Origin of the sequence: Actinotignum sp. UMB0459 (genome assembly GCF_051905915.1) — a bacterium.
GTDB lineage: Bacteria > Actinomycetota > Actinomycetes > Actinomycetales > Actinomycetaceae > Actinotignum > Actinotignum sanguinis.
Map to the genome: position 1 here is coordinate 12,852 of NZ_JBQAIK010000004.1, position 21,784 is coordinate 34,635.

General features: G+C 59.8%; 17 protein-coding genes. 5 read left to right on the plus strand and 12 right to left on the minus strand.

The window, feature by feature from the left end; all coding sequences use genetic code 11:
• The first annotated feature begins 35 nt into the window (after nucleotides 1-35).
• On the plus strand, nucleotides 36-974 hold the full coding sequence (locus ACTFPK_RS01150) for a sugar kinase (protein ID WP_274734127.1): 939 nt from the start codon (nucleotides 36-38) through the stop codon (nucleotides 972-974).
• On the opposite strand, the gene ACTFPK_RS01155 is transcribed toward ACTFPK_RS01150, so the two are convergent.
• The 8 genes from ACTFPK_RS01155 to ACTFPK_RS01190 all read right to left on the minus strand — a co-directional run bounded on the left by ACTFPK_RS01155 (nucleotide 975) and on the right by ACTFPK_RS01190 (nucleotide 11,233).
• Nucleotides 975-3,191 (minus strand): hypothetical protein, encoded by a 2,217-nt coding sequence (locus ACTFPK_RS01155; RefSeq protein WP_439910908.1) that lies wholly within the window; start codon nucleotides 3,189-3,191, stop codon nucleotides 975-977.
• Nucleotides 3,124-3,789, minus strand: a complete 666-nt coding sequence (locus ACTFPK_RS01160) for an ATP-binding cassette domain-containing protein (protein ID WP_274734123.1) — start codon at nucleotides 3,787-3,789, stop codon at nucleotides 3,124-3,126. Before ACTFPK_RS01160 ends, ACTFPK_RS01155 begins: the two co-directional genes overlap by 68 nt.
• Nucleotides 3,790-4,516: 727 nt before the next feature.
• Nucleotides 4,517-6,751 carry a CAP domain-containing protein gene (locus ACTFPK_RS01165; RefSeq protein WP_274734122.1) on the minus strand — a complete coding sequence of 745 codons (2,235 nt, stop codon included), beginning with the start codon at nucleotides 6,749-6,751 and terminating at the stop codon, nucleotides 4,517-4,519.
• A 265-nt stretch (nucleotides 6,752-7,016) separates the two neighbouring features.
• Complete coding sequence (locus ACTFPK_RS01170; protein ID WP_126135954.1) at nucleotides 7,017-8,207, minus strand: NAD-dependent formate dehydrogenase; 1,191 nt, start codon at nucleotides 8,205-8,207, stop codon at nucleotides 7,017-7,019.
• A 471-nt stretch (nucleotides 8,208-8,678) separates the two neighbouring features.
• On the minus strand, nucleotides 8,679-9,782 hold the full coding sequence (locus ACTFPK_RS01175) for a DNA cytosine methyltransferase (protein ID WP_439910909.1): 1,104 nt from the start codon (nucleotides 9,780-9,782) through the stop codon (nucleotides 8,679-8,681).
• Nucleotides 9,775-10,143: a DNA-methyltransferase gene (locus tag ACTFPK_RS01180; protein ID WP_439910910.1), complete on the minus strand. Its 369-nt coding sequence runs from the start codon at nucleotides 10,141-10,143 to the stop codon at nucleotides 9,775-9,777. The genes ACTFPK_RS01175 and ACTFPK_RS01180 overlap by 8 nt, the downstream gene beginning before the upstream one ends.
• 15 nt (nucleotides 10,144-10,158) lie before the next feature.
• Nucleotides 10,159-10,683 carry a DNA methyltransferase gene (locus tag ACTFPK_RS01185; RefSeq protein WP_439910926.1) on the minus strand — a complete coding sequence of 175 codons (525 nt, stop codon included), beginning with the start codon at nucleotides 10,681-10,683 and terminating at the stop codon, nucleotides 10,159-10,161.
• Nucleotides 10,684-10,705: 22 nt separating this feature from the next.
• Nucleotides 10,706-11,233 carry a hypothetical protein gene (locus ACTFPK_RS01190; protein ID WP_439910911.1) on the minus strand — a complete coding sequence of 176 codons (528 nt, stop codon included), beginning with the start codon at nucleotides 11,231-11,233 and terminating at the stop codon, nucleotides 10,706-10,708.
• A gap of 42 nt (nucleotides 11,234-11,275) precedes the next feature.
• On the opposite strand from ACTFPK_RS01190, the gene ACTFPK_RS01195 reads away from it, so the two are divergent.
• On the plus strand, nucleotides 11,276-11,686 hold the full coding sequence (locus tag ACTFPK_RS01195; protein ID WP_439910912.1) for a hypothetical protein: 411 nt from the start codon (nucleotides 11,276-11,278) through the stop codon (nucleotides 11,684-11,686).
• Here the strand turns inward: ACTFPK_RS01195 and ACTFPK_RS01200 are convergent.
• The 3 genes from ACTFPK_RS01200 to ACTFPK_RS01210 all read right to left on the minus strand — a co-directional run bounded on the left by ACTFPK_RS01200 (nucleotide 11,683) and on the right by ACTFPK_RS01210 (nucleotide 15,093).
• Complete coding sequence (locus ACTFPK_RS01200) at nucleotides 11,683-12,249, minus strand: hypothetical protein (RefSeq protein ID WP_439910914.1); 567 nt, start codon at nucleotides 12,247-12,249, stop codon at nucleotides 11,683-11,685. The genes ACTFPK_RS01195 and ACTFPK_RS01200 overlap by 4 nt on opposite strands.
• 158 nt (nucleotides 12,250-12,407) lie before the next feature.
• Complete coding sequence (locus tag ACTFPK_RS01205) at nucleotides 12,408-14,249, minus strand: hypothetical protein (RefSeq protein WP_439910916.1); 1,842 nt, start codon at nucleotides 14,247-14,249, stop codon at nucleotides 12,408-12,410.
• A 4-nt stretch (nucleotides 14,250-14,253) separates the two neighbouring features.
• Nucleotides 14,254-15,093 carry a Sir2 family NAD-dependent protein deacetylase gene (locus tag ACTFPK_RS01210; protein ID WP_439910918.1) on the minus strand — a complete coding sequence of 280 codons (840 nt, stop codon included), beginning with the start codon at nucleotides 15,091-15,093 and terminating at the stop codon, nucleotides 14,254-14,256.
• 246 nt (nucleotides 15,094-15,339) lie between these two features.
• On the opposite strand from ACTFPK_RS01210, the gene fbaA reads away from it, so the two are divergent.
• The gene (fbaA, locus tag ACTFPK_RS01215; protein WP_269208114.1) at nucleotides 15,340-16,368 is read left to right on the plus strand and encodes a class II fructose-bisphosphate aldolase; all 1,029 of its coding nucleotides are present in this window, start codon (nucleotides 15,340-15,342) and stop codon (nucleotides 16,366-16,368) included.
• Nucleotides 16,369-16,986: 618 nt separating this feature from the next.
• On the opposite strand, the gene ACTFPK_RS01220 is transcribed toward fbaA, so the two are convergent.
• A complete protein-coding gene (locus ACTFPK_RS01220; RefSeq protein ID WP_439910919.1) occupies nucleotides 16,987-17,172 on the minus strand; it encodes a hypothetical protein in 186 nt (61 codons plus the stop codon).
• 174 nt (nucleotides 17,173-17,346) lie between these two features.
• On the opposite strand from ACTFPK_RS01220, the gene ACTFPK_RS01225 reads away from it, so the two are divergent.
• Both ACTFPK_RS01225 and ACTFPK_RS01230 read left to right on the plus strand, forming a co-directional pair.
• Nucleotides 17,347-18,564 carry a hypothetical protein gene (locus ACTFPK_RS01225; RefSeq protein WP_320753143.1) on the plus strand — a complete coding sequence of 406 codons (1,218 nt, stop codon included), beginning with the start codon at nucleotides 17,347-17,349 and terminating at the stop codon, nucleotides 18,562-18,564.
• Nucleotides 18,565-18,591: 27 nt separating this feature from the next.
• Nucleotides 18,592-21,768, plus strand: coding sequence for an SdrD B-like domain-containing protein (locus ACTFPK_RS01230; RefSeq protein WP_439910920.1), 3,177 nt, complete (start codon nucleotides 18,592-18,594; stop codon nucleotides 21,766-21,768).
• Nucleotides 21,769-21,784 lie beyond the last annotated feature (16 nt).

Consider the following 21,784-nt stretch of genomic DNA (forward strand, 5'->3'; position numbering starts at 1 on the left):
GGGCGCGGGCGGCGTCGTCGTCAAGGAGGGAAAATATGACGGATCTGGTGACTTTTGGCGAATCGATGGGGGCTCTCACCTTCACGGAATCTCCGCAGATCGGAGCGCGGCCGCGCGCGTCGTTCGGCGGTGCGGAAACGAATGTTGCCATCGGGATGGCGCGGCTGGGGCATTCCACCGCCTGGGTCGGGAGCGTCGGCAAGGATCTGTTTGGCTACATGATTATGCGTACCCTGCGCGGCGAGGGCGTGCGCTGGGATCACGCCCGCCAGATCACCACCGCGCCCACCGGGGTGCTAGTTTCGCGCCACGCGGGGTTGGGGACTTTTGCGGTGGATTACCACCGTAAGTTCTCCGCCGGGCGCCTCATTACCGCCGACCAGATTCGCGCCATGTTTGATCTGGAACCGAAAATTGTGCACCTGACGGGTATCACTCCGGCGCTCGGGGAGGAGGCGCGCGCTGCCACGATGCTCGCGGTGGAACTGGCCGGGGAGCGCGGGGTACCGGTCTCCTTTGACGTCAATTTCCGTTCCCGGCTCTGGGATGCCACGGACGCAGCCCCGGTGCTAGCGCAGATCGCGCGCGGGGCACATGTGGTTTTCGGCGGCACGGAGGAACTAGAGCTGCTCACCGGTGAATCCGGGGTGGCCGCGGCAACTCAGCGTCTGCTGGACTGGGGCGTTGCAGAAGTGGTGTGGAAAGATTCGACGACGGCGCGCGTGACCACCCCCACCGAGTCGGTGGAACGACCGGGGCGGCGGGTCACCGTGGTGGATACCATCGGAGCTGGCGATGCTTTCGTGGCTGGTTATCTTTCCGGGTGGCTCGAGGGGCTCTCCTTCGCGGAACGCCTGGATCGCGGGCACCTGCTGGGAGCCTTCGCAGTGGGAACTATCGGGGACTGGGAAGGCGGGCCCACCCGCGAAGAACTCACCATCGCGGAGATCTCCGGCGGCGAAGTGGCGCGCTAGCTAAAGCTCACCTTGGCTCCGGCCGGGAGTCCAGGCGTCCGCGGTATTCGCGGACGCCTTAGCCACGTAGTGACCGATGATCCAGGCGCATAGCACCACGCATGCCGCACTTGCTAAGAGTGCCGGCCAGGGGATAGTTACGCCGAAAAGCGGGTCAATGTGGATGTAGCCAAAAACGTAGGTCATGGGGAAGGAAAGCGCGATGGCGATCCACACCGGAACCATAAATCTGGACATCGTTAGTCTGCGAGCGGCAGAGCGAGGAACATTGCTTATGGCAAGCGGGCCGCATTCTTCTGGCTTCAGCCGCGCTTGAGAAGCTGTCCAGATGAGAGTGGCTAAGGTGAGGAGAATACATCCTCCTACCGTGGCGAATGTCAGCCAGTGCCCCTGGTGAATGAGACGTTGTGATCCGATCACCGAGGAAGAAGCGGGAGTGTCAAACCTATAGAAAGGTGCAACGCTCCGGCCGAGGTCAATGACTTGTTTCGCGTCAAAACGGTGGATCCCGTCCGAATAAAGAGCTAAGCGACTTTCCGGATGAGCTTCCGTGAGGGAGGTGTAATACACTCGCTCCACCCGTAACAGGCTCGCGCGCTGTTCCAGAATTGAGTCGGAAGGGGAAGAATTGGCGTTGAGTTCATGAACGGTGCCGGCAGCAACCCCCAGTTTCCGAAGATTCTCATCTGTTGCGGAGACCGTCAGTTCACGATCACCGCTCTCGGCTCGATCCATATACATGAGAACCCAGGTGGCTTCTGGAATCTGATCCAGACCCGTGCGGAAGTGCTCGAGGACGGCTGGTGCGTTGTCGTCCCCCTCAAGAATATGGCCGAATTGAGCCTGGTATATCTCGATTCCCCGCGAATCGCGGCCCAGAGTCCCCTGCCACAACTGAAGTTGGGATACGAAGAATAGGGCAAAGGCGAGAATTGTTGCAGTTTTACCAGCCATGCGTGGTGCGCTGCGCAGGGCCGTTCCGACCAGGAGGAGTGCGCCGGCGTGGCGGCGTTTTCCGAGCGCGGCGGTGAGCCTGCCCGTGAGCGCTGAGATAAGCGTGATAGTTCCGGGGAGAACGATGCACGCCACAATCGTGCATGCCGCGTAGATGATCGTTGTTAGCTCAATGATGGGAATATCGGATAGGAGAGAAACCAGGGGGATTAACCCGCATAGTATCGTGAGGAAAACCAGGGCGCACACATAGTGATACCAGCGTAATTCTGAGCCGCGGTGAGCTGTTCCTGATGTTTTATTCAGATGCGTAGCGATGGCGCTCACGGTCAGGAATGTGGCGCAGACCAGCCCGAGGGTTGCGAGGAGAAGAAGCAAGATTAACGCGGATCTGTAATCGGAGGGCGTGGTGACGAAGCCGGTGAACGGCAGGCGGATCGGCAGCGTGCAGAAGAGGGCCAGCATAATGACCGCTCCGGCAGCCCCATAGAGTAGGCTGGGCATCACGTATCGAAGAATCAGAGCGCGTAAATCGCGGTGGGGAAGCGCGAGGACGCGGAAAATGCGGGATAGGTCCTTCCAGCGCTGGTGGTCAATACGGGCAACGGTGAAAATACCCAGAGCGGCGGCAGGGATAAACATGAGGGCGAAGACGGCCTGCAACATCCACATATTCTGGTAATTAAGCATTTCGCTCACCGATGCCAGATTGCCGCCGTAGGCCGAAATCGGAATGAACTTATCAAGCTGAGCTTGGTTGCGGGACGGGAAAACATAGGCCAGTTTTTCAGTGGGCTGTGTCAAAAACTGCGGCGCAATAACAGCAATATTTTGGATGGCAGAAGGTCCACGCTCGTTACTGAGGGCATCGTAAAGTGAGGGAGAAACCGCGGTTGAGCCAGGAGCTGGCCACGAATCCAAGCCCGGCGGTGGCGGAGCAGCATCATTTGTGCGGATGTAGTAGTAAACACCGTATTGTTCAGTTTCCAGAGAATCCCAGCCGTAACTGAAAAGCGCGATGGTATCCGCGTCGGTCTGCGCTGGCACTCCCGCGGGGATGGGGCTGCGCTGGGCGGCACCGCTATAACCTGCGCTAACCATGCCAATGCTGGTTATTGCCAGAATAAAAGCGCTAACAAAAAACGCGAGGCAGAGGCGCCTCCAGGTGGGCATCCGAATAATTGCGGAAAGCGGGTCACTCATGGCCATCACCGTTTCCGGACGGCTGGGAATCGCGGAGCCCTTGGTGAGTGAGGAACGCATGGGCATCGGCCTGGCGGGCCAGCTCGTTATCGTGAGTAACGAAAAGAATACCGAAGCCGTGGAGCCGTTGTTTCTCGAAGAGCAAGTCCGCAACGCGATTTTTGGTGAGATCATCAAGACTTCCGGTTGGTTCATCCGCAAGAATGAACTTCGGTTCGGTGATGAGTGCACGGGCCAAAGATGTACGTTGCCGTTCCCCTCCGGAAAGCTGGGAAGCGGGGACGTTAATAGATTCGACTTCGAGTTCTTCTAGTAATGTTCGAGCGCGGTCAATGGCGTACTTTCGTTTTTCCTTATCCTCGGAAAATAGGAGTGGAAGAGCAACGTTTTCCACCGCACTCATGGGGCCGTAAAGCTCAGCATTTTGATAGACCACCCCAAAGAATTTCCGGCGGAATGCACGCTGTTTTTCTTTATCGCCGAATTCGATAGGTACGCCGTCAATCTCAACACTCCCGAATGCGAGAGGGAGAAACCCCAGGATCCCGTTAAGTAACGTAGTTTTACCAATCCCGGTTTTCCCAAGGAGTGCGAGGCTTTCGCCGGAGGCTAGTGAGAAAGAAACCCCGCTGAATAGCTGGCGGTCTCCTACCTGCATTGCGAGGCTAGTGACTGTGAGTTTGCTTCCCATGGGGGGCCCTCTCTTGTGTGGCGGGGGATAACTGCATGAGCTTCCCCCACCACCCGCTAGATCTAGATTTACTTCCACTCACCGCATTGCATGGGTGCTAATCCGGCACCGGATTGGCAGGCTCGTACGGATGAAACCGTTCCGCCCGCGCTACGGGTGACAACTGCTCCGTAACCAGAACGGTTGATAACCTGGCGGACGTTGTCTCCATGTCCCATGCGGGTGTAATTACCAAGTACCCAGCGATTATCAGGCGCTTCGTCTTCGACGTTAACGGTCTGTTCGTTGTTCGTCGTCCAGATGGAGGCTGAAACAACACCGTTGTCTTTGACGAAATATGCGGTTCGTGCGTTAGCCGCGGGGAGAAGGGCAACCGAACACCCGAAGAGGGCAAGAGTTGCGGTAATTTTGTATCTCTTTTTCGCTCCTTCGCTATCGACGTCTCAACGTTGAGACATAAATAGTCTATGGAGAAATAGAACTCGCGGTCAATACGTTAATGAAAGTGTTACATCAAGCCTGTTTGTGGCGCCCGTGATGGTGAAACTATGAGTGACTTCACGCTTACCGAAGTATTGGGCGGCGGGTAAAAAATTCCGCCCTCATCGCTATACGGGATGAGGGCGGAAACTGTATTGCGGTACGGATTCCTCGAGGGGAGTCCAGTACTGAGCTATTCTCGAGGCTAGTGAGACTAGCGGCGGACGGCGGGGGTGTCGGTGCCGTTGCCGTCCCAATCTCCCACGAAGAGCTGGTCGGAGGCCCGCCCGTAGGTGAGGACCTGATCCGCTTCACCAGCGGCCAGCGAATTCTTCACGTAAACGGTATTGCCGCGGCGTACCGCCAGCGTATCGACGCCGTCGCCGTTAAAATCGCCCAGGATCGTGGCGTCACTCGCACGGCCGTAAGAGAAAACGGTATCCGCAGCGCCACCCGCAATGACGTTCTTGACGTAATACACGTTGCCGCGGCGCACCGCGAACGTATCCTTCCCATCCCCATCGAAATCGCCGGTGAGGACGGTATCACCCGCGCGGCCGTAGTGGACCACGCCGTCGGCCTCCCCGCCGTGGAGAGAATTCAGAACATAGAAAGTGTTGCCGCGGCGCACCGCGAACGTATCCTTCCCATCCCCGTCGAAATCACCCACGAGGATCTCATCACCGGTGCGACCGTAGGAGAATTCCACATCGGCAGCCCCGCCGTCAACGCTGTTCTTCACGTAAATCTTATTGCCGCGGCGCACCGCGAACGTATCCACGCCGTCGCCGTCCCAGTCACCGACGAGCACTTCATCGCCCGCACGGCCGTAGGAGAACACACTGGTGGCCTGGCGTGAGGTCCAATCATTAGAAACATAGAAAACATTACCGGTGGCGGGCAGATCCGTACCGGGGCCGCCGGGAGCGGGCGTGGGCTGCGCGGGGGAGAGCCGATCTACATCGGCCTGAGCGCGCGCCACATCAGCTTCCGCGGCGGCAAGCTTCTCACCAAATTCCCCGAGCTGGGCGGCACGGGCGGCGCTCCGATCACGCTCCGCGGTTGCGGTGGCGAGCTGCTCGGCTAGTTTCTGGACGTTTGCCTTAGCCGCCTTGGCGGTTTCGTACGCCTGGGTGGCGGCCGCGAGCTTCGTTTGCGCGCTTTCGAGCGCTGCCTTGGCCTCCTCATATTCGCGGGTGGCTGTTTCTAATTTCGTTGCCGCGACCTGGGCTTCGAAGGACTCCGTAGTTCCTCGGGTGGCTGCCTCAAGGTCGGCTGTGGCATCGGCTAGATCCGCGCGAGCCACGGAGGACCCGCGTGCCATCTCATCTTTGAGACCGTCCATGTAACGTTGCAATTCAGCCGTGTACTCGGCAACTGTTTGCGGCTGCGACCTATCTCCGTAAGCGGGTGCGATATCAAAAGTATTGGCCTGGATATTCGGCGCGTAGGACATCCCGGTGACCGTGTAATCACGGTTGACAATATTGAGGTAATGCCCGACCTTCGCGAAATCTGTGACGCCCTGATCGTGGAGAGCCTTTTCGTCGTCATACCAGAGCTTGAGGGAGAGCTCATCTCCGGCATAGCGAGCGGAAGCAAGGTTTTCCGCAACGGTAAAGGCATTGATGTGCGCCATTTTATTAGTGCGGGACTGCGCGTTCACCTGCAGCTGCGCGACCGCCATGAGGTAGTCCGTGACCTTGAGCGGTTTGAGCTGGTGCTTTGCGCGCAGGTCATTGATCTTATTAATGAGGTCGAGGGATTTCTTCATCGACTCGAGGCTGGTTGCATCATCCGCAGCCCCCGGATGGGTATAGGAAGTAAGGGGCTGCCCCTGGTACTCCTTATCGGTGCGGAAAACTTCCAGGGCTTTCTGAGAGTTTCGAGCTTCGTAGAACCCGAGAGCGCCCCTATCCAACTGCTTTTTCGCGGCAGCCTTGGATTCTTCAATGCGGGCGCGGGCGGCATCCACTTTCTGCTGGGCTTCCTTGGCCGCTTCGGGATTAGGCGCGATGGCCTGATCGTAAGCGGCCTGCGCGGCATCGCGAGTGGCCTTAGTCGATTGCGCATTCTTTTCTAGTTGGGGGAGGGCGGCAGCTGCGTCGTCGTACCCCTTCTTCGCGGAATCGAAACCGGAAGCTTGCTGGACCGCGGCATCATAAGCACGCTGAGCAGCCTCCGCCTGGGCGTTTGCCCGCGCGTACGCCTGCGCAGCACCCTGGATATCCGCGAGGCTCGTACCGCTCGCCTTTATCTCAGCGAGGATAGCGTCGCGGGCCTCGATGGCGGCGGCGAGCCGGGCACGGGCCTCAGCGAGTTGGGCTGCCGAGTTAGCGCCGGGCGCGGATTCGCTGGCGGCGGCGGGAACGGGGCTGATGACCGGCAGTGCCTGGGCGGTGAGCGGGACCAGCAGAGCCCCCGTCATGAGGAGTGCCGATGTGCGCATAAGAGTTCTCTTTCTGTTTCGACCGTGAAAGTGAAAGGGATAATTCCCGGTGCGCAGGTTAGTGACCGTTTCTGGACGTAAGCCGGACGTAGATTGGGAAGAGGCTGGCATGCGTGGAGAGCAGCTAGTTCGCGCAGCAGGGCGGCTAACCCGCATGCACGACACCGACGCCGCGTAGCGAAACGGATTCCCACCGGAGGGGAGATCACGGTTCGCCACGCGGCGCCAATGGAGAGTTCAGGACTTGCGAGAGCTAGATAATTTTTTACTTACCGGTGGATCCGGGGCTGGCCTTACCGTCGGTGGTGTAGGACTTCGCGCCGGTTCCGGCGAGAGCCCCACCCTGGACGATAATGTAAGAATCGCGCAGCTGGCGGCCAGCGAAGAAATCTTCGAGGATTTCGCGGGTGCCGGCAGCGTAGCGAGTCTGTGCGGACAGCGAGGAACCGGAGGTGTGAGGGGTCATCGCGTTACGCGGCATCGTGCGCCACGGGTGATCCTCGGCCGGAGGCTGCGGGTACCACACGTCCCCACCGTAACCACCGAGCTGACCGGATTCGAGAGCCTTGACAATGTCGTCGCGCACCACAATTTCAGCGCGGGCGGTATTGACAATGTAGGAGCCGCGGCGCATCGAATTGATCATCTTCTCGTCCACCATATGATAGGTATCCGAGGTGAGCGGGGAATGGATGGAAACCACGTCCACGCTGCGCATGAGATCCTCGACGGTTTCATGATAGGTGGCACCGAGTTCCTTTTCCGTCTGCGGATCGAGACGGTACAGATCGTAGTAGTGCAGGTTGACATCGAAGGGCTTCATGCGCTTGAGCAGAGCCCGGCCGATACGCCCGGCGGCGATAACACCGACGTCCATGCCCTCCAGGTCATAGGACCACTTGACGGCATCGGCAATGTTCCAGCCCTTTTCGTCGGTGACGATGCGATGGGCGGGAACGAAATTACGCACCAGGTTGAGGATGGTCATGGCCGCATGTTCAGCCACTGAAATCGAGTTCGAGTAGGTCACCTCAGCAACCGTAATATTGCGCTTCATCGCTTCGGTGAGGTCCACGTGATCAGAGCCCACGCCGGCGGTGATAGCAAGCTTGAGGTTCTTGGCCTTCTCCAGGCGATCCTTACCCAGGTAAGCGGGCCAGAACGGTTGAGAAATAACCACGTCCGCTTCCGGCAGGTGCTTCTCAAATTCCGAATTCTCGCCTTCCTTATCGGAGGTGACGATGAGTTCGTGCCCGTTCTCCGCAGCCCACTTCTTCAGGCCCAGGGCGCCGGATACACATGCCACCATCTCACCCGGAGTGAAATCGATGCCCGACGGCGTAGGGGTGCTGGAGCCACCCGGGTAGGAATCAATCGTGGGGATGGAATCACGAATGTACTTGGGCGGGAAGCCGTCCACGGGATCCGGGTACAGCACCATGAGAATTTTCGCCATTAAAAATCACCTCTTTTAGTAGTGAGACGCCAGCCACTTCGCCGGCTCGGTTAGTACTTTAGTCCCAGGTGGTGTGTGCGTGTCAAGCCTTTTTCTTTAGTGTCGCTAAGGTTCGTGATCTGTCGCAAAAAAGTGCGGAATAGAGCGGCTATGTAACGGTTTTACGACAATAATTACCTTATCTATTATTGCAATTGCGAATATTTCCGATAGTGGAGGTGGTACTAACGTCCCGGATTTGTGGGCGCGGGTTCGCTGTTGTTGGGCGGGCTCGGCTGTGGTGTGGTCATTGCGCGGAGGTGCTGAGATGCGCCGAAGGCCCAATTGTACGTTGCTAGTGGGGATGATGCAGCGCACAGGGTTGGGGATGTTTTTGGTGGCCTATAGGACACTTGGTGTTGGTTTTATCCGGACTTTTCGGCTTGCTAGCAGGCTCGAATCGGGTTCGAACTCAGTTCGATGGTTTAACAATTATGGAACAGCGTCAAGCGGTTTTAAGCAATAATGTCCAATAAACAGTCCGCAGCCCCCATCGTCCGTTAAAGTAGTCGCGATAGCGTTAGCTAGAGGCACTGGAACTGCATTTCCTACTTGTCTCATTTGAGATGCCTTTTTTCCAACAAAGACAAAGGTATCGGGAAATCCCTGAAGTCGGGCGGCCTCGCGAACTGTAATAGCGCGATCAAGGTAGGGGTGGGTGAACTGCCCAGACGACGGTGTGTCAAACCTCGTAGTTACCGTCGGGGCTAATCCTCTTGCGTCAAGTCTAGTCCAGGTGCCGCTGTATATTGATTTCGTTTGATGTTCTTCTGGTAGGACCTTTTGCGTGCAATTCGGGGGGATCATTGACAGCCGTTCCAGTGTTAATTTCGAATGGCTCGTGGCGACGTGATTGTGTAGTTTTCTACTCCCGATACGCAATTGTTTCTGGTAGTTGCTAACCGCTTTAAATCTGTAATCTGATACCTCTGAACCTTGACCTGATGCGAGGAAATTAAGGTCGCCGATAGCATCCCAAACGGTGGGATTGTCAGAACTGTTAGGCGTGAGCTTGGGGGCTGCGCCCGATAGTTTTCCGATAATGATCGCTCGGCGCCTGTTTTGAGGGACACCAAAATCCGCGGCGTTAACTACCTGTGCGGAAACCGAATATCCCAACTTGTCAAAAAGTTCGCGTAGTTCTTCTTGAAAAACTCCCCCTTCGGCAGTGAGTAAATTGGGGACGTTCTCCATGACAAAGTACTGTGGCGCAACCAGTGTTACGACTTTAACAAAGTAGCGAAATAGGTAGTTACGCTCATCGTTAATTGTTTTTCGGGCTCCCTTTTGCGAGAACCCTTGGCATGGAGGTCCGCCGATTACGGCGAATACGGAATCTTTCAACGGACCGAAAGTGTCCGAAAAATCTAGGTGAGTGATGTCCTCGATCAGCATTCGAGTTGTGCGATTGTTGAATGTATAGGATTGTGCTATGGAGTGGTCATATTCATTGGCGAGTGCGACTTCGTATCCAGCTTGACTGAAACCTAGTGATAGTCCACCGACCCCCGAGAAGAGATCAATAATTTTACGCATCAAGCATGACCTCTAAAATTCTTTCGTGTGCGAGTTTTGCGTACGAAGCGTCGCTATCTATGCCAATGAAATTGCGGCCATGATTAAGGGCTGCTACCCCCGTTGACCCGCTACCCATGAATGGGTCAAGGATGAGATCTTGGGGTTTGGATACTGTTTGTATTAAATATGTCATTAGAGATAAAGGTTTTTGAGTTGGATGTCTTCCGAATTTTTTTTCAGCCATTCCGGCTGCGGGTGACTCGTAGAAGTCGTGTAGGGCGTGTCCGTTATTGTTGAATACACCGGTACGTGTTTTATATGTGAAATATATCCAGGCTTCTGTTGAATTGATAAAGTGTAAGTTCATATTTCTCGGCATGGGGTTGGTTTTGTGTCAAATTCCGGTAGTTTTATAATAAAGTCCATAGTTTGTGGCGAGCTTGACAACGGTCTCCACTTTCAGTATAGACATGAAAACAATAAGCGCTCCGCCTGGCTTTAAAACTCTCACGGTCTCGCGGAGAAACGAATCTATAAGAGCTAGCCAGTCATCTTCCGAATCGTTATCCCATCCTGCTGCGCCGAAGTAGTTCTCGCGCATGCGAGCTAAGTTGGTAGCTCGGTCTTTCATGAAAAGCCCCAAATTGTACGGAGGGTCTGTAACAATCAAGTCGATTGAATCTGTCTGAATTTTAGGGAGCTCTTCTGTGCAATTTCCTGTAATGAGTGTTGCTTGGAGACTTGTTCGGTTCGAGTGTAGGTGTTTGATGTTCAAGTGATCAAAAGTGACTACACTTTGGCTCTGCCCCACTCGATGTCTCCTGCTCTGGACTCCGCTCGTTGGCATCCAGTGTTCGGTTCTGAATACTCTAGAGTGCTGTAGATCTTTGGTGATGCCTACTGTCATGCACGTCAACATGATACCCCTATACGTTCTAATGTCACCTTGAGACACTCATAGGATGCCGCTGGGCTAGGTAGGTGCTGAAGAAGACTGCGAAGGCGAGGATCCAGAGCCAGGCCAGGGCGGAGTACCAGTTGAGGCCGCCGAAGAGCGTGATGCGGGGCAACTCGGTCGCGATGATGAAAGAGATGCCAAAGAAAGCGCCGTAGACGGCATCCAAGGCATAGCCCCACGGGCTCCGCACGCCACGCGCCCGGCGCAGCGCTGCAGCGGCCTTGGTGAGAAGCGCGCTCGCTGCCAGGTAAACGAGGGTGGAAGTCCAGAACATCCACATCTCCACTTTCGGATCACCGGTGGCCCAGAATAAGAGTATGGCCGCGGCCAGCCCGGCAACGACCACGATGAGCAGAGTAGCGCCCTTGCGGTAGTGGTACGCCCTCTCGGTAGATTTCTCACGGTTCTCGGGTGCGTGTGTGGAATCTGCGGATGCGTGCGCAGAATCGGCGGGTGCTTGCGTGGTGTCTGTGGGCTGCTCCTTAGGTTCTTGTGTGGCATGCTCGTTCATAGGATAATTATTGCCGATATTCAACGGCGAAGGGAACGGTCTATGGCAGACGCACCGCAGCATCGGCAGTTGAGCAGGAAAGTCCCCATCGGCAAGATCGTTAGCTTTCTGATTATCCTCCTGGTCGGCTTCGGATTTGCCCTCGCGGTGGTTTTCCTTGCTGGCCGGCATTCCTTCCCGCTATGGAGCTTCGTCGTCGTACTTATTCTTTTTAGCATCGCCAGTTTCTACATGACGCGCGCGGTGAGGCGGACGCCGCGGCGCTTCGGGTACCTCCTCGACGCCGGCTACGGAATCATTGCCGGGCTATCCTTCCTGGTGTTTCAGTACGCGTACGAATCGATTCGGTGGCCGTCGTTCCTGCTGGTGGTGTGGATGCTGGTGACCTCGATGGGGTGCAGCGCGTATATCGACAAGCGGCACCCGGCGCCGCGGGTTGGCGCAGAGGATTAGCGCGCGTTGCGAGCGGCGGTAAGCGCCGCAAGGCGTGCCTGAAGTTGCGCGATGTGGTCCAGGCTGGAGACGGGAACGGTACCCACGTACTCGTGGGCCCACCGATAAAATTGGTTGGCGCCGCGCAGAATACCGTGTAGGAGAGATAGTGGCTCGGCGGGGTAGCGCTGGCCGCGGAGCTCGAATATGAGCACCTGCCTGCTGCGGGTGAGTGAAAAGCCCGCGGTTTCCTCGCTGAAATCGCCGCGCCCGGTGCCGGTATCGAGATAGCTTTCTACCGCGTCCAGCATGCTCTGCCAGAATAGAGCGAGATGCGTCCAGGCTTCGCGGGGCATGATTTGCTGGCCGTTGAGTTCCAGGGAAATCCAGCCTTCGCCAGCGAACTTGCTGGTGCGCTGCTGGTGGTGCCAGCAGCGGGCGGCTTCATGTGGCTCGCTCGCGATGGACACCAGGTGGGTGGCTGGGTGGGCGGTTAGTTCGCCCGGATCCACGATGGTGGTTTCGCGCAGCACGAAAGTTTCGACGTTGATCTGGCTTGGGACTGGCCACTTTGTTTCGGTCACGCGCCCTCGCTGAACCTTGGTATATGAAGCCCGGCCCTGACCCATTCGCGAGGCGGATGGGCGGGCCGGTTCTGGTGAATGAACTCTAGCAATGCCGCCGCAAAGGCTCAATGCAGCGGCCAAAGTTCATGAGCGCAAAAGCGCAAGAGCTCTGGATGCTACTTCACCCGCAGCGCGTAATAGGCCGGCTCCGAATCGGGGGTGGAAAAATCGGTGCCGATGAAGCCAAATCCGGGCACGGCATCGGTGAGGGTGGCTCGAACCGACCAGACTGGCTCCTCGCCCTGGTTCCAGTCGAAAGCGAAAGTAACATCGCGCGAGTCCGCCCGGTAGCCGGACACCACGATGCCGTTGCCCAGCGGAAGGAAATCTAAACTGGCGCTCGCCACTGGCAGCTCACGCGCCTGCCCGCCAGCCACAAGCGCCGTGGTAGTCCCGGACATTGCGGATAGATACCCCAGGCCACTCGGGGTGCAGGCAGACATCCCCACGTGATAGTTCCCGGAGGTCATCGCCGCGCTCTGGCCCAGCAACGTTTCCAGAACCTCACGTAGCTGCACGGTGCTCGCCTGCGGAGCCGCGCAATGAGCTGCCCGCACCCGCACGTTCGAGGGCAAGGCAGACCCGGAGTTCATCTTCCCATCCAGGGTGAATGCCGCATCAGCTTCCGGGAAGAACCAGCCGTCCGTCGCTGTGATAGCAGGGGTGAAACTGAGCCGGGTATCCGTCGCAACTCCGGAACCGCGCGTACGGCCCGCGGCGTCGAAAACCATCCACTCAATATTTTTGTCGTTGCGCGCAAGATAGAGAACTTCCCCGTTCGGGGTGACATGGAATTCTCCGTAACTCGCCGGAAGGGTTACCTCCGTGAGTACCGTGCCATCCGTGGGAGACAACCACGAAAAACGCTGCTCCCCGACATTAGCATCGGAAAGCAGCACCCCCGGCGCGAAGCCCTGCGCCTCCGTTCCGCTTTCCCAGATCACGCTGCCATCCGCAGCCGCGCGCAGGGTGGCGGGCACCTCTGAAATATACGAGCTGGCGTAGGGGCTCGTCCACGTATTCGGCGCGCACCACATATTCGCGGTATCCCCCGCCGGGGAACACATGACCGCTCCGGGCAGGGTGTAGCGCAGCTGCCCGGTTTCCGTGTCATAAAAACCGGTGGAATCTGCCTCCGCATCGTAGGTCCCGAAGACGTGCCCCGCCGGAATAACGAAAGTTGAACTAGCGGTTGTAGGAATAACACCTTCCGTGCGCACCGCCTGCGCTTCGGCAAGATTCCGCGGGACGGGGGCGTAAGTGGCCAGCGGCTGCGCGCCCGCCTCGGGAGCCGCGGCATTCGCAGCGCCCCCGGCATCGCCGGAATCTTCAGCACTCTGCGCGCTCCCCACCTCGGCCGGCGGGTCACTCACCTCATCTTCCATATCGGCAAGGAAAAACCCGGCCGGGAAACACACGAAAACAATGATGAGCCACCAGAAGAGGCCGCGGTCTTTCTTTTTCTTCGGCTCCTCGGGTGGCGGCGCGGTATTGACCCGCGTTGCGCCGGTGGTATGCGTTGCGCCGCCGGACTGCTGCGCACTCGCGCTCGCGGGATAGGGGAGTGGTGGGACGGTGGGCAGCAATTGCGCCGAGCTTGCGTGGGCCCGGCCGGCTTCCCGTTGGACGCGCGCTCGCTCCTCCGCGTGCGCGCGTTCCTGGGCTTGCCGGCGTTGGTCGCGTTTGATGCGCTTCTCATAATCTGCGCGCGCTGCCCGCTCATCACGCGGATGCGGCTTCGCGCGCGAACCGGAATGCGCCCGCACCACTACCGGCCGTCGTTCACCCTCCGGCTCCCCGAAGGCCGACCCGGCACCGGCGCGCGACGGGCTTTCCGAAAATGCCGAGCGGTGCGTGCGGGTCTGCCACTCGGCCAGGTCCTGGGCGCGTTTACGTTGGCGGCGGCGTTTGAACCAGCCGCGCGCGCCGTCGTCGTCACTAAAAGCTGAACCACGCATGGACTCACGCTCCTAAGAGATCCGCGGCGCCCGCGAGCACCGTCCCCACGTCCCCCTCCACGCGCAGATCGGCGTAACGATCCGCGGTGGTGGGGCCAATATTGACAATCGCGCACGCCGCACCGTGCTGGAGCGCCTCGCCGAGCACCCACGAACCGGTCAGCACCGCGAGCGAGGTACCGACCACCAGAGCAAGATCCGCCTCCCGCGCCCACGCAAAAGACTGCTCCATCGCCGCCCGCGGTAGCGCCTCACCGAAAAATACCACCGCGGGTTTGAGCAAGCCTCCACAACGCGGGCACGGTGCCACCCGGAACGTGGAGGCTTCCGCCCCGGCGCGGTCCGCGGAAGCTAAAATCGCGACGTGCGCGGGATCGGGATCCTCCGGCCACCCCGGGTTGAGCCGGTCCAGCTGCGCCGCAATCTCCGCGCGCGGGAACTCCGCCCCGCACTCCACGCACACGACCCGCAAAAAATTCCCGTGCAGTTCCGCGAGCCTAGTAGAACCGGCCTTTTGGTGGAGATTATCCACATTTTGAGTAGCGACGCCGTTAATGAGGCCCGCTTTTTCGAAACGCGCCAGTGCCGTGTGGGCATTATTGGCGACGACGCCGTCCAGCGCGCGCCACGTTTCCTGATTACGTTGCCACACCCAGCGCTGCCATACCGGATCCGAAACGAAAGCATCGTAATCAATGGAGGGGACATCGGAGGAACCGGTGCCGCGGTAATCGGGAATGCCCGAAGCTGTGGAGACGCCCGCACCCGCGATAACTACGGTGGTGCGCCCCTCCATGAGCTCGGCTAGTTCGCGAGCGGCCTCGGTGGTGTCGCTGGTGATCATGGTGACTCCCTCGTGCTGGCTTCCTCGCTCATCGTAACCCGAATGCCCGGCGGGGTGAATCTTTCGCCTCAGGGCAAAGGTCCGGGCACGGCAGAGCCAAACGTGGGATAATAAAACCTGTTTGAGGAACCCTCAAAGAGTGCCGGTCGCGGCACTCGCACGGAGCCTTCGCCACATCGCGGTGGTTCGCGTGCTCACACAGAAAACCTCTCGGACAGATGGTTCGAGGAACGCCGAATAAAGGAGATCTCAGTGGCTGTTGCAACCCGCGAACAGTACGACGAAATGCTCAACCGCGCCAAGGCGAATAAGTTCGCCTACCCGGCCATCAATGTCACCTCGTCCCAGACGGCCACCGCTGCCCTGCGCGGTTTCGCGGAAGCCGAATCGGACGGCATCATCCAGGTGTCCGTGGGCGGCGCCGAATACCTCTCCGGCTCCACCGTTAAGGATCGCGTGGCCGGTTCCATCGCTCTGGTGGAGTACGTGCGCGCCGTCGCCAAGAACTACGATGTGACCATCGCCCTGCATACGGATCACTGCGCCAAGCAGAACATCGATTCCTGGATCCGCCCGCTCATGGAGCTCGAAGCTGAGCAGCACAAGGCAGGCAAGCAGACCTACTTCAACTCTCATATGTGGGACGGCTCGGCCGTGCCGCTGGAGGAGAACCTGGAAATCGCCAAGGAACTGCTGGCGCTCTCCCAGAAGGCCAATACCATTCTCGAAATTGAGATCGGTGTTGTGGGTGGCGAAGAAGACGGCGTCGTCGGCGAAATCAACGAAAAGCTCTACACCACCGCTGAGGACGGCCTCAAGACCGTTGAAGCGCTGGGCCTGGGCGAAAACGGCCGCTACATCACCGCGCTGACCTTCGGTAACGTGCACGGCGTGTACAAGCCCGGCCACGTCAAGCTGCGTCCCGAAATCCTCGGTGAGATCCAGAAGGAAGTCGGCGCCAAGGTCGGCAAGGAATCGCCCTTCGATCTGGTTATGCACGGTGGCTCCGGCTCCACCGCCGAAGAAATCCGCACCGCGGTGGAAAACGGCGTCATCAAGATGAACGTGGACACGGACACCCAGTACGCCTACACCCGCCCGGTGGCCGACTGGATGCTGACTAACTACTCCGGCGTCCTCAAGATTGACGGCGAAGTGGGTAACAAGAAGCAGTACGACCCGCGCTCGTGGGGCAAGGCCGCCGAAGCCGGCATGGCCGCTCGCGTTGTCGAAGCGTGCGAGCGCCTCGGCTCCACCGGTACCCGCATGAAGTAAGGGTGGCGCTTTCGGGCCGTTCGTGAGGCGGGCGTGCTCGTGTGCCGTTCGCGGTTCGGCACGTTCTGCGTAACAAGGGGCTGGTAGCTTATCTAGGCTACCAGCCCCTTGTGCTGCACTTCGTGCGTCTTTTCCGATGTTTTCTTTGCTCGCTTTGCCCTCTTTCGCGTTGGAAAGCTTCAATTTGCGGGGCTGATGGCGATGCGGGTTGCCCATCATCATGTCGGATCGCAAAGTGGTACTGGAGCTACAGCCAACCCCCGATTTTCTGTTGTGCAGTACCACTTTGCGCGTTCCGCCGTCGTCGAGTACCACTTTGCTGGGCAGTAATAGGTGGATAGTGGTTAGTCCCGGTGGCCCTCGAAACAAAGTGCGCGGGAGAGCACTGTTTCAGAGCGAATTCATGTTCCTTACGCGCACTTGACGGGCACCACGGTTCGAAATGCGCACTTCGCGGGGGGGGGCAATGTCCAGAATGCGCACTTTGCCGAGCCGAGTCGCTGTGCCGGCCCGCCGCGCAGGCGGGAGGCGGTGTGTTTTTCCGAGATGTACTTCGCATGTACGACATATGCACTACAGCTTTGACAACACATGCCGCCTACTCCGGGACGCGTGTGACTACTTAGGTTCGTGAGACTCGTGTGACGTGTGGGATTCCCGCCGCGCCGCCACACCGCCGCCGCGCCGCCGCCGTTCCCCGACATCGACGCCGCCCGCCGTCGCGGCATCACGCCGCCACACCGTCACCACCAGCACCAATGGCCACACTTTGAGACAGTTACCTCGGAAGATAAGATTTACCACATAGTTATTTAAGTCGTGCATGAACACCTTCCAAATGGTTTACAATCACGGGGCGCCAGGAGTGCCTCGAGAAATCAAGGTGTTTCCGCAACTGGGCCACGTGTTTGGGGCGTCTCACCGCGCCACCGGGGCGTGGAATCCGGTACGAACGGGTAACTAATAAGGGATCAAATAATGCAAAAATTGAGAACGGGAGCGGCGCGTTCGCGAGTCGCGGTGCACCGGTTGATCACGGGTGCGGTGGCGGCACTTATTGCTGCCGTCGTCGCGGTGGGTGGAGCGATTCCGCTGACCGCGCCGGCCATGGCCGCGAACGTGCGTGTGGTGGCAGATGATGCCAATTCTGCGAGCGGAACGAACGAATCCGGAACCAACGCGAATGGTGAAAACGCCAACGCGGCCGGCGAGACCGCAGATCGGGCCGTGGATGCGGCCTCTTCTGCGCGCTTGGAAATCGCGGTGGCCGAACCGGCAGAGCAAAAAGCCGCCGGGGTCCAAGCCGGAGCTCTGGCCAGCTATGACGTGCAATGGTCCTGCGCCGGCGTGCAAGGCCAGTGCGAGAACACCGCTCTCAGTGTCACCATCCCCGGCCTGGTTGATTACGTTTCCGATACCGATAAACTCCCACTCACCCACGTGAGCGCAACCAATTCTTCCCATGACCAGGCCGCGCTCCCGGTGCGCGAGGGTGATACCTACACCTGGAATCTGGGCACCGTACCGGTGGGAACCACCGGTGGCATGCGCGTGCAGGTACGCCCGGAGAACCTGCGCTGGCCCGAAGGTGAAGCAATCCGCCCGAAGGCGGCCGGGGAAACCAACGGCCAGGTGGCCGATCCGGTAGTACTCACCACGCCGGTGCATGCCAAGCCCAGCATCGCGGTGCGTAAATTCGCACCCGAATCCCATCCGGCTATCGGCGGTCAGTACACCTACACCATCACCGCTGGTTACGAAGGTGCCTTCAATACCAACGAAAATAAATTTAAGGACCCGGGCACCGGTGTTCCCGGCCTCATGGGCCTGACCGAAATGCGTCTGGTTGACACCCTGCCTGAGGGTGCGGAATTTGTGCGTGCCACCGATGGCGGGACCTACGATCCGGCCACCCGCACCGTCACCTGGGTAGTTCCCGGCTCGCCCATCGTGCGCGCCGTCGCCGATTACCGCGTGACAGTTGTTTTCCCCACCGGTGCTTTCACCGAGGGCGTCAGCGCCACCAACAATGTGGAAGCCACCGGCACCCCGCTCGATCCCAAGCTCGCGCCCGTCACCGCCACCGATTCCGTGACCCGCCAGCTGCAAAACCTGCGTGCCGAAGGTAATTTCCGCAAAACAGCCAATAAGGCCGTAACCCAGCGCGGCGGGGAAGCCGTGTGGAATATCTCGTAGTCGAATACCGGGAATGTTCCGCTGCGCATGCACGTGGCTGATAACCTGCCCTGCCGCTACGTTTCCCCGGAGAATCCCGGCGCCTGCGCCACCCCGGCCCTGCGTAATATCACAGCCGCCCTGGTGCGCCCGCTCCTCAAGAAGGTTCCCGCCAAGGTCACCTACACCACCACGGGTGGGAAGGAGCTCAGCGTCGACGTCGACCCCACCACCACCCGCGATTTCCCGCTCACCGTTCCGGCGGGAGAGGAGATCACCTCCATCGCCCTGGATGCGGACGTGATGAACAGTGAACGTGGCGATATCACGCTGGAAATCCGCGGCACCGTGGTCGATGACTTCCCGGCCGATGTGCATAACGGCACCACCGCACCCGATGGCGCCACCTACAGCTACGCCCCGAACTACGAGGTCCCCACGCTGGAAAATCGCGCCGTCGTCACCGCGCAATCCCTTGACTTTGCTGGCAACCCCACCCCGGAACTGCCCGCGAAAATCACCACGCGGGAAGCTGCGGCGCAGGTCGCGATCGTGGACGGCTACCCCACCTACGGGGTGTCGAAAACCTCGCACCTGGGCGGCCAGATGGTGGGCAACCTCGACACCAAACCCGGTGAGCTCTTCCAAACCGGCCAGACCTACACCTTCGGGCTGGGCTTCTACACCGGCAAGGGCGCCAAGCTCTACCCGGTGATTATGGATCTGCTTGCCCCGGGCATGGAATACGATCCCAAGCAGCAGATCACCACTTCCGCGAACTGGCCGGCCTCCCTCCCGCTGGACAAAATGCGGGTGGAAACCGAGATGAAAAAGGTGGACGGCAAGCAACGCCAGCTGGTGCGTTTCACCTGGCCGGACGACGGTACGGGCGATTATTTTGCCCCGCCCAGCACCGGGGATCAAAGCCGTTCCAACTCGTCGGAAATGGTGCTTTACTTCGGCGCGAAAATCACCGCGGCCACCGAGCCCGGCGAAAACACCAACGACATGATCCTCGCGGATGCCAAGCGCCCCAACCTCGGCACCGCCGTCGCCCCGAACCAGTGCATCCGCAACTGGTGGGCGCGCACCGATAGCCGCAAACTCACCGATAACCTCGACGGCCTCAACCGCCCCGAAGCGAGCGGCTGCACCACCTCCACGAAGTTCAACGTGGCGGGCTTGCCGGCGCTCGCGGGCAAGAATTACGTGAAGGGCGACGTCGATACCGAGTTCCAGGCCAACCCGAATTACGGGACGGTTTCGCCGGCCTCCAATGCTGAATTCAAGCTGGACCTCCTTAATAACGGTAATGCCGGGGCTTCTGGTGTGGTGGTGTACGATGTGCTGCCCTACCCGGGTGATCACGGTGTGAGCGGGGCCAATACCCCCGAGAATAAACGCGAATCCACCTGGCGCCCGCGCCTGAACGGACCGCTGACCTTCGGGGAGGGCACCCCGCAGCCCAGCTCGGTGCTCTACTCCACCTCCGTGAATCCGTGCCGCGGTGAGGTCATCACCCTGGGCGGTGAGCCTAAATCCGGCCCGGAGAATTGCGAATCGGGCACGTGGAAGACCGCCGAACAGCTGGGCGGGGACTTCTCCCAGGTGCGCGCATTCCGGGTGGAATTCCCGGATGATGCCAAACTCACTCGCGCGGATACCTGGACGATCAACGCCAATGTGACGGCTCCTGCGGCCGCGCGCGGTATCGCCTGGAATAGCTACGCGGTCACCGGTAAGAACGCTGAAACTGGCGCGCCGATCATCACGACCGAGCCGGCGAAGGTCGGGCTGACCATGCCCTTCGACCTCGACCTCACCAAGGAGAATATTCACGCGAAGTCCGCTGATCTCAGCGTGCTCAGCGAGAAAACCGCCGCTGATCCCGCGCACGCCGGCCTGGCCGAGGGCGTGACGCTCGCTGACCTGGAGAAAAACAACGAAACTGATCGTTGGGCCACCGGCTCCGTGGTGGAGTACGTGGTGCGCGCGAAGAACGAAGGCCCCGGCTTCGCCACCGGCGTGGAAATTACCGATATGCTCCCCACGGGGGTCACGTACGTGGGCTACTGGAGCACGAATGGCGGGTACGATGCCGCCACCGGAACCTGGCGCATCAATGACACGGTGACCGAGGTGGTCGATCCTCACACCGGCGATCCGGTGGAGGGCGCGGACCCGAATGCCACCGATGATGCCTACCTGCGCTTCACTCACGAACGCGGGATCGCCCCGGGCAGCGAAGAGGTGCTGCACCTGTACGCGGTGGTTGATGAAACCGCGCGCGCCCAGCAGGTCTGCAACGAGGCGCTCACCCCGGCCAAGGAACGCCTCGATTCGAAGGGTCAGAAGTTCGCGGGCAAACAGGCGAATGCTTGCCTGACCGTGGGCGTGGACCTGGGTGATCGCATCTGGGAGGACGTCAATAACAATGGCGCGGACGATCCGGGTGAGCCGGGCCTGGCGGGTGTCACCGTGAAGGTATTCCGCCCCGGCGATACGGAACCATTTATTACGACGACGACGGACGCCAGCGGTAAGTACCTTGTGCGCGGCCTGGAACCTGGCACGTACTCGGTTGTGGTCGACCGCGCTACCCTCCCGAAGCGTGAGGGAACCTGGGAAACTACCCATGTCCGGGAAGGCTCGGGGGATAAGGCGAAGGCCAGCTCCGGGCAGATCACGCTGAGCGATGCGGATGTGCTGGATGCCGATTTCGGCTTCCACTACGTGGCGCCGGTCCCGCCCGTGCCGCCGCAGCCTCCGGTTCCGCCGGAGCCGCCGGTCCCGCCGGCACCCGAGCCGACAACTCCGGAACCGACCACGCCGGCCCCGCAACCCACGACCACGGCGCCCGCGCCGCAACCGACCTCGGATCGTGTGCAGCCGGAGCCTTCGCCTAGCGCGACACCGACGGCACCCGCGCCGCAACCCGAGCCGACCACGCCGGTGCCGAGCACCGCGGTTCCCACGGCGAGTGCCACGGTGCCCGCGCCGCAGCCCAGCGCAAGCACGGACGACGGGCCGGCGGCATCGTCGACCCCGAGTGCGACCCCGGCGTTGAGCCCGAGTGGCACGTCGAGCGAGACTCCGACCTCGCCCGTTAATGCTGGCTCCGGCCCGCGCCTGCCGCGCACCGGCGCTGGCGTGCTGGGTGCCGCGGGAGCGGTCCTCGCGCTGCTGGCCGGTGGGGTGCTGGTGCTGCGTCGTCGTGGAGAATAATCCACCGCGGTAAATC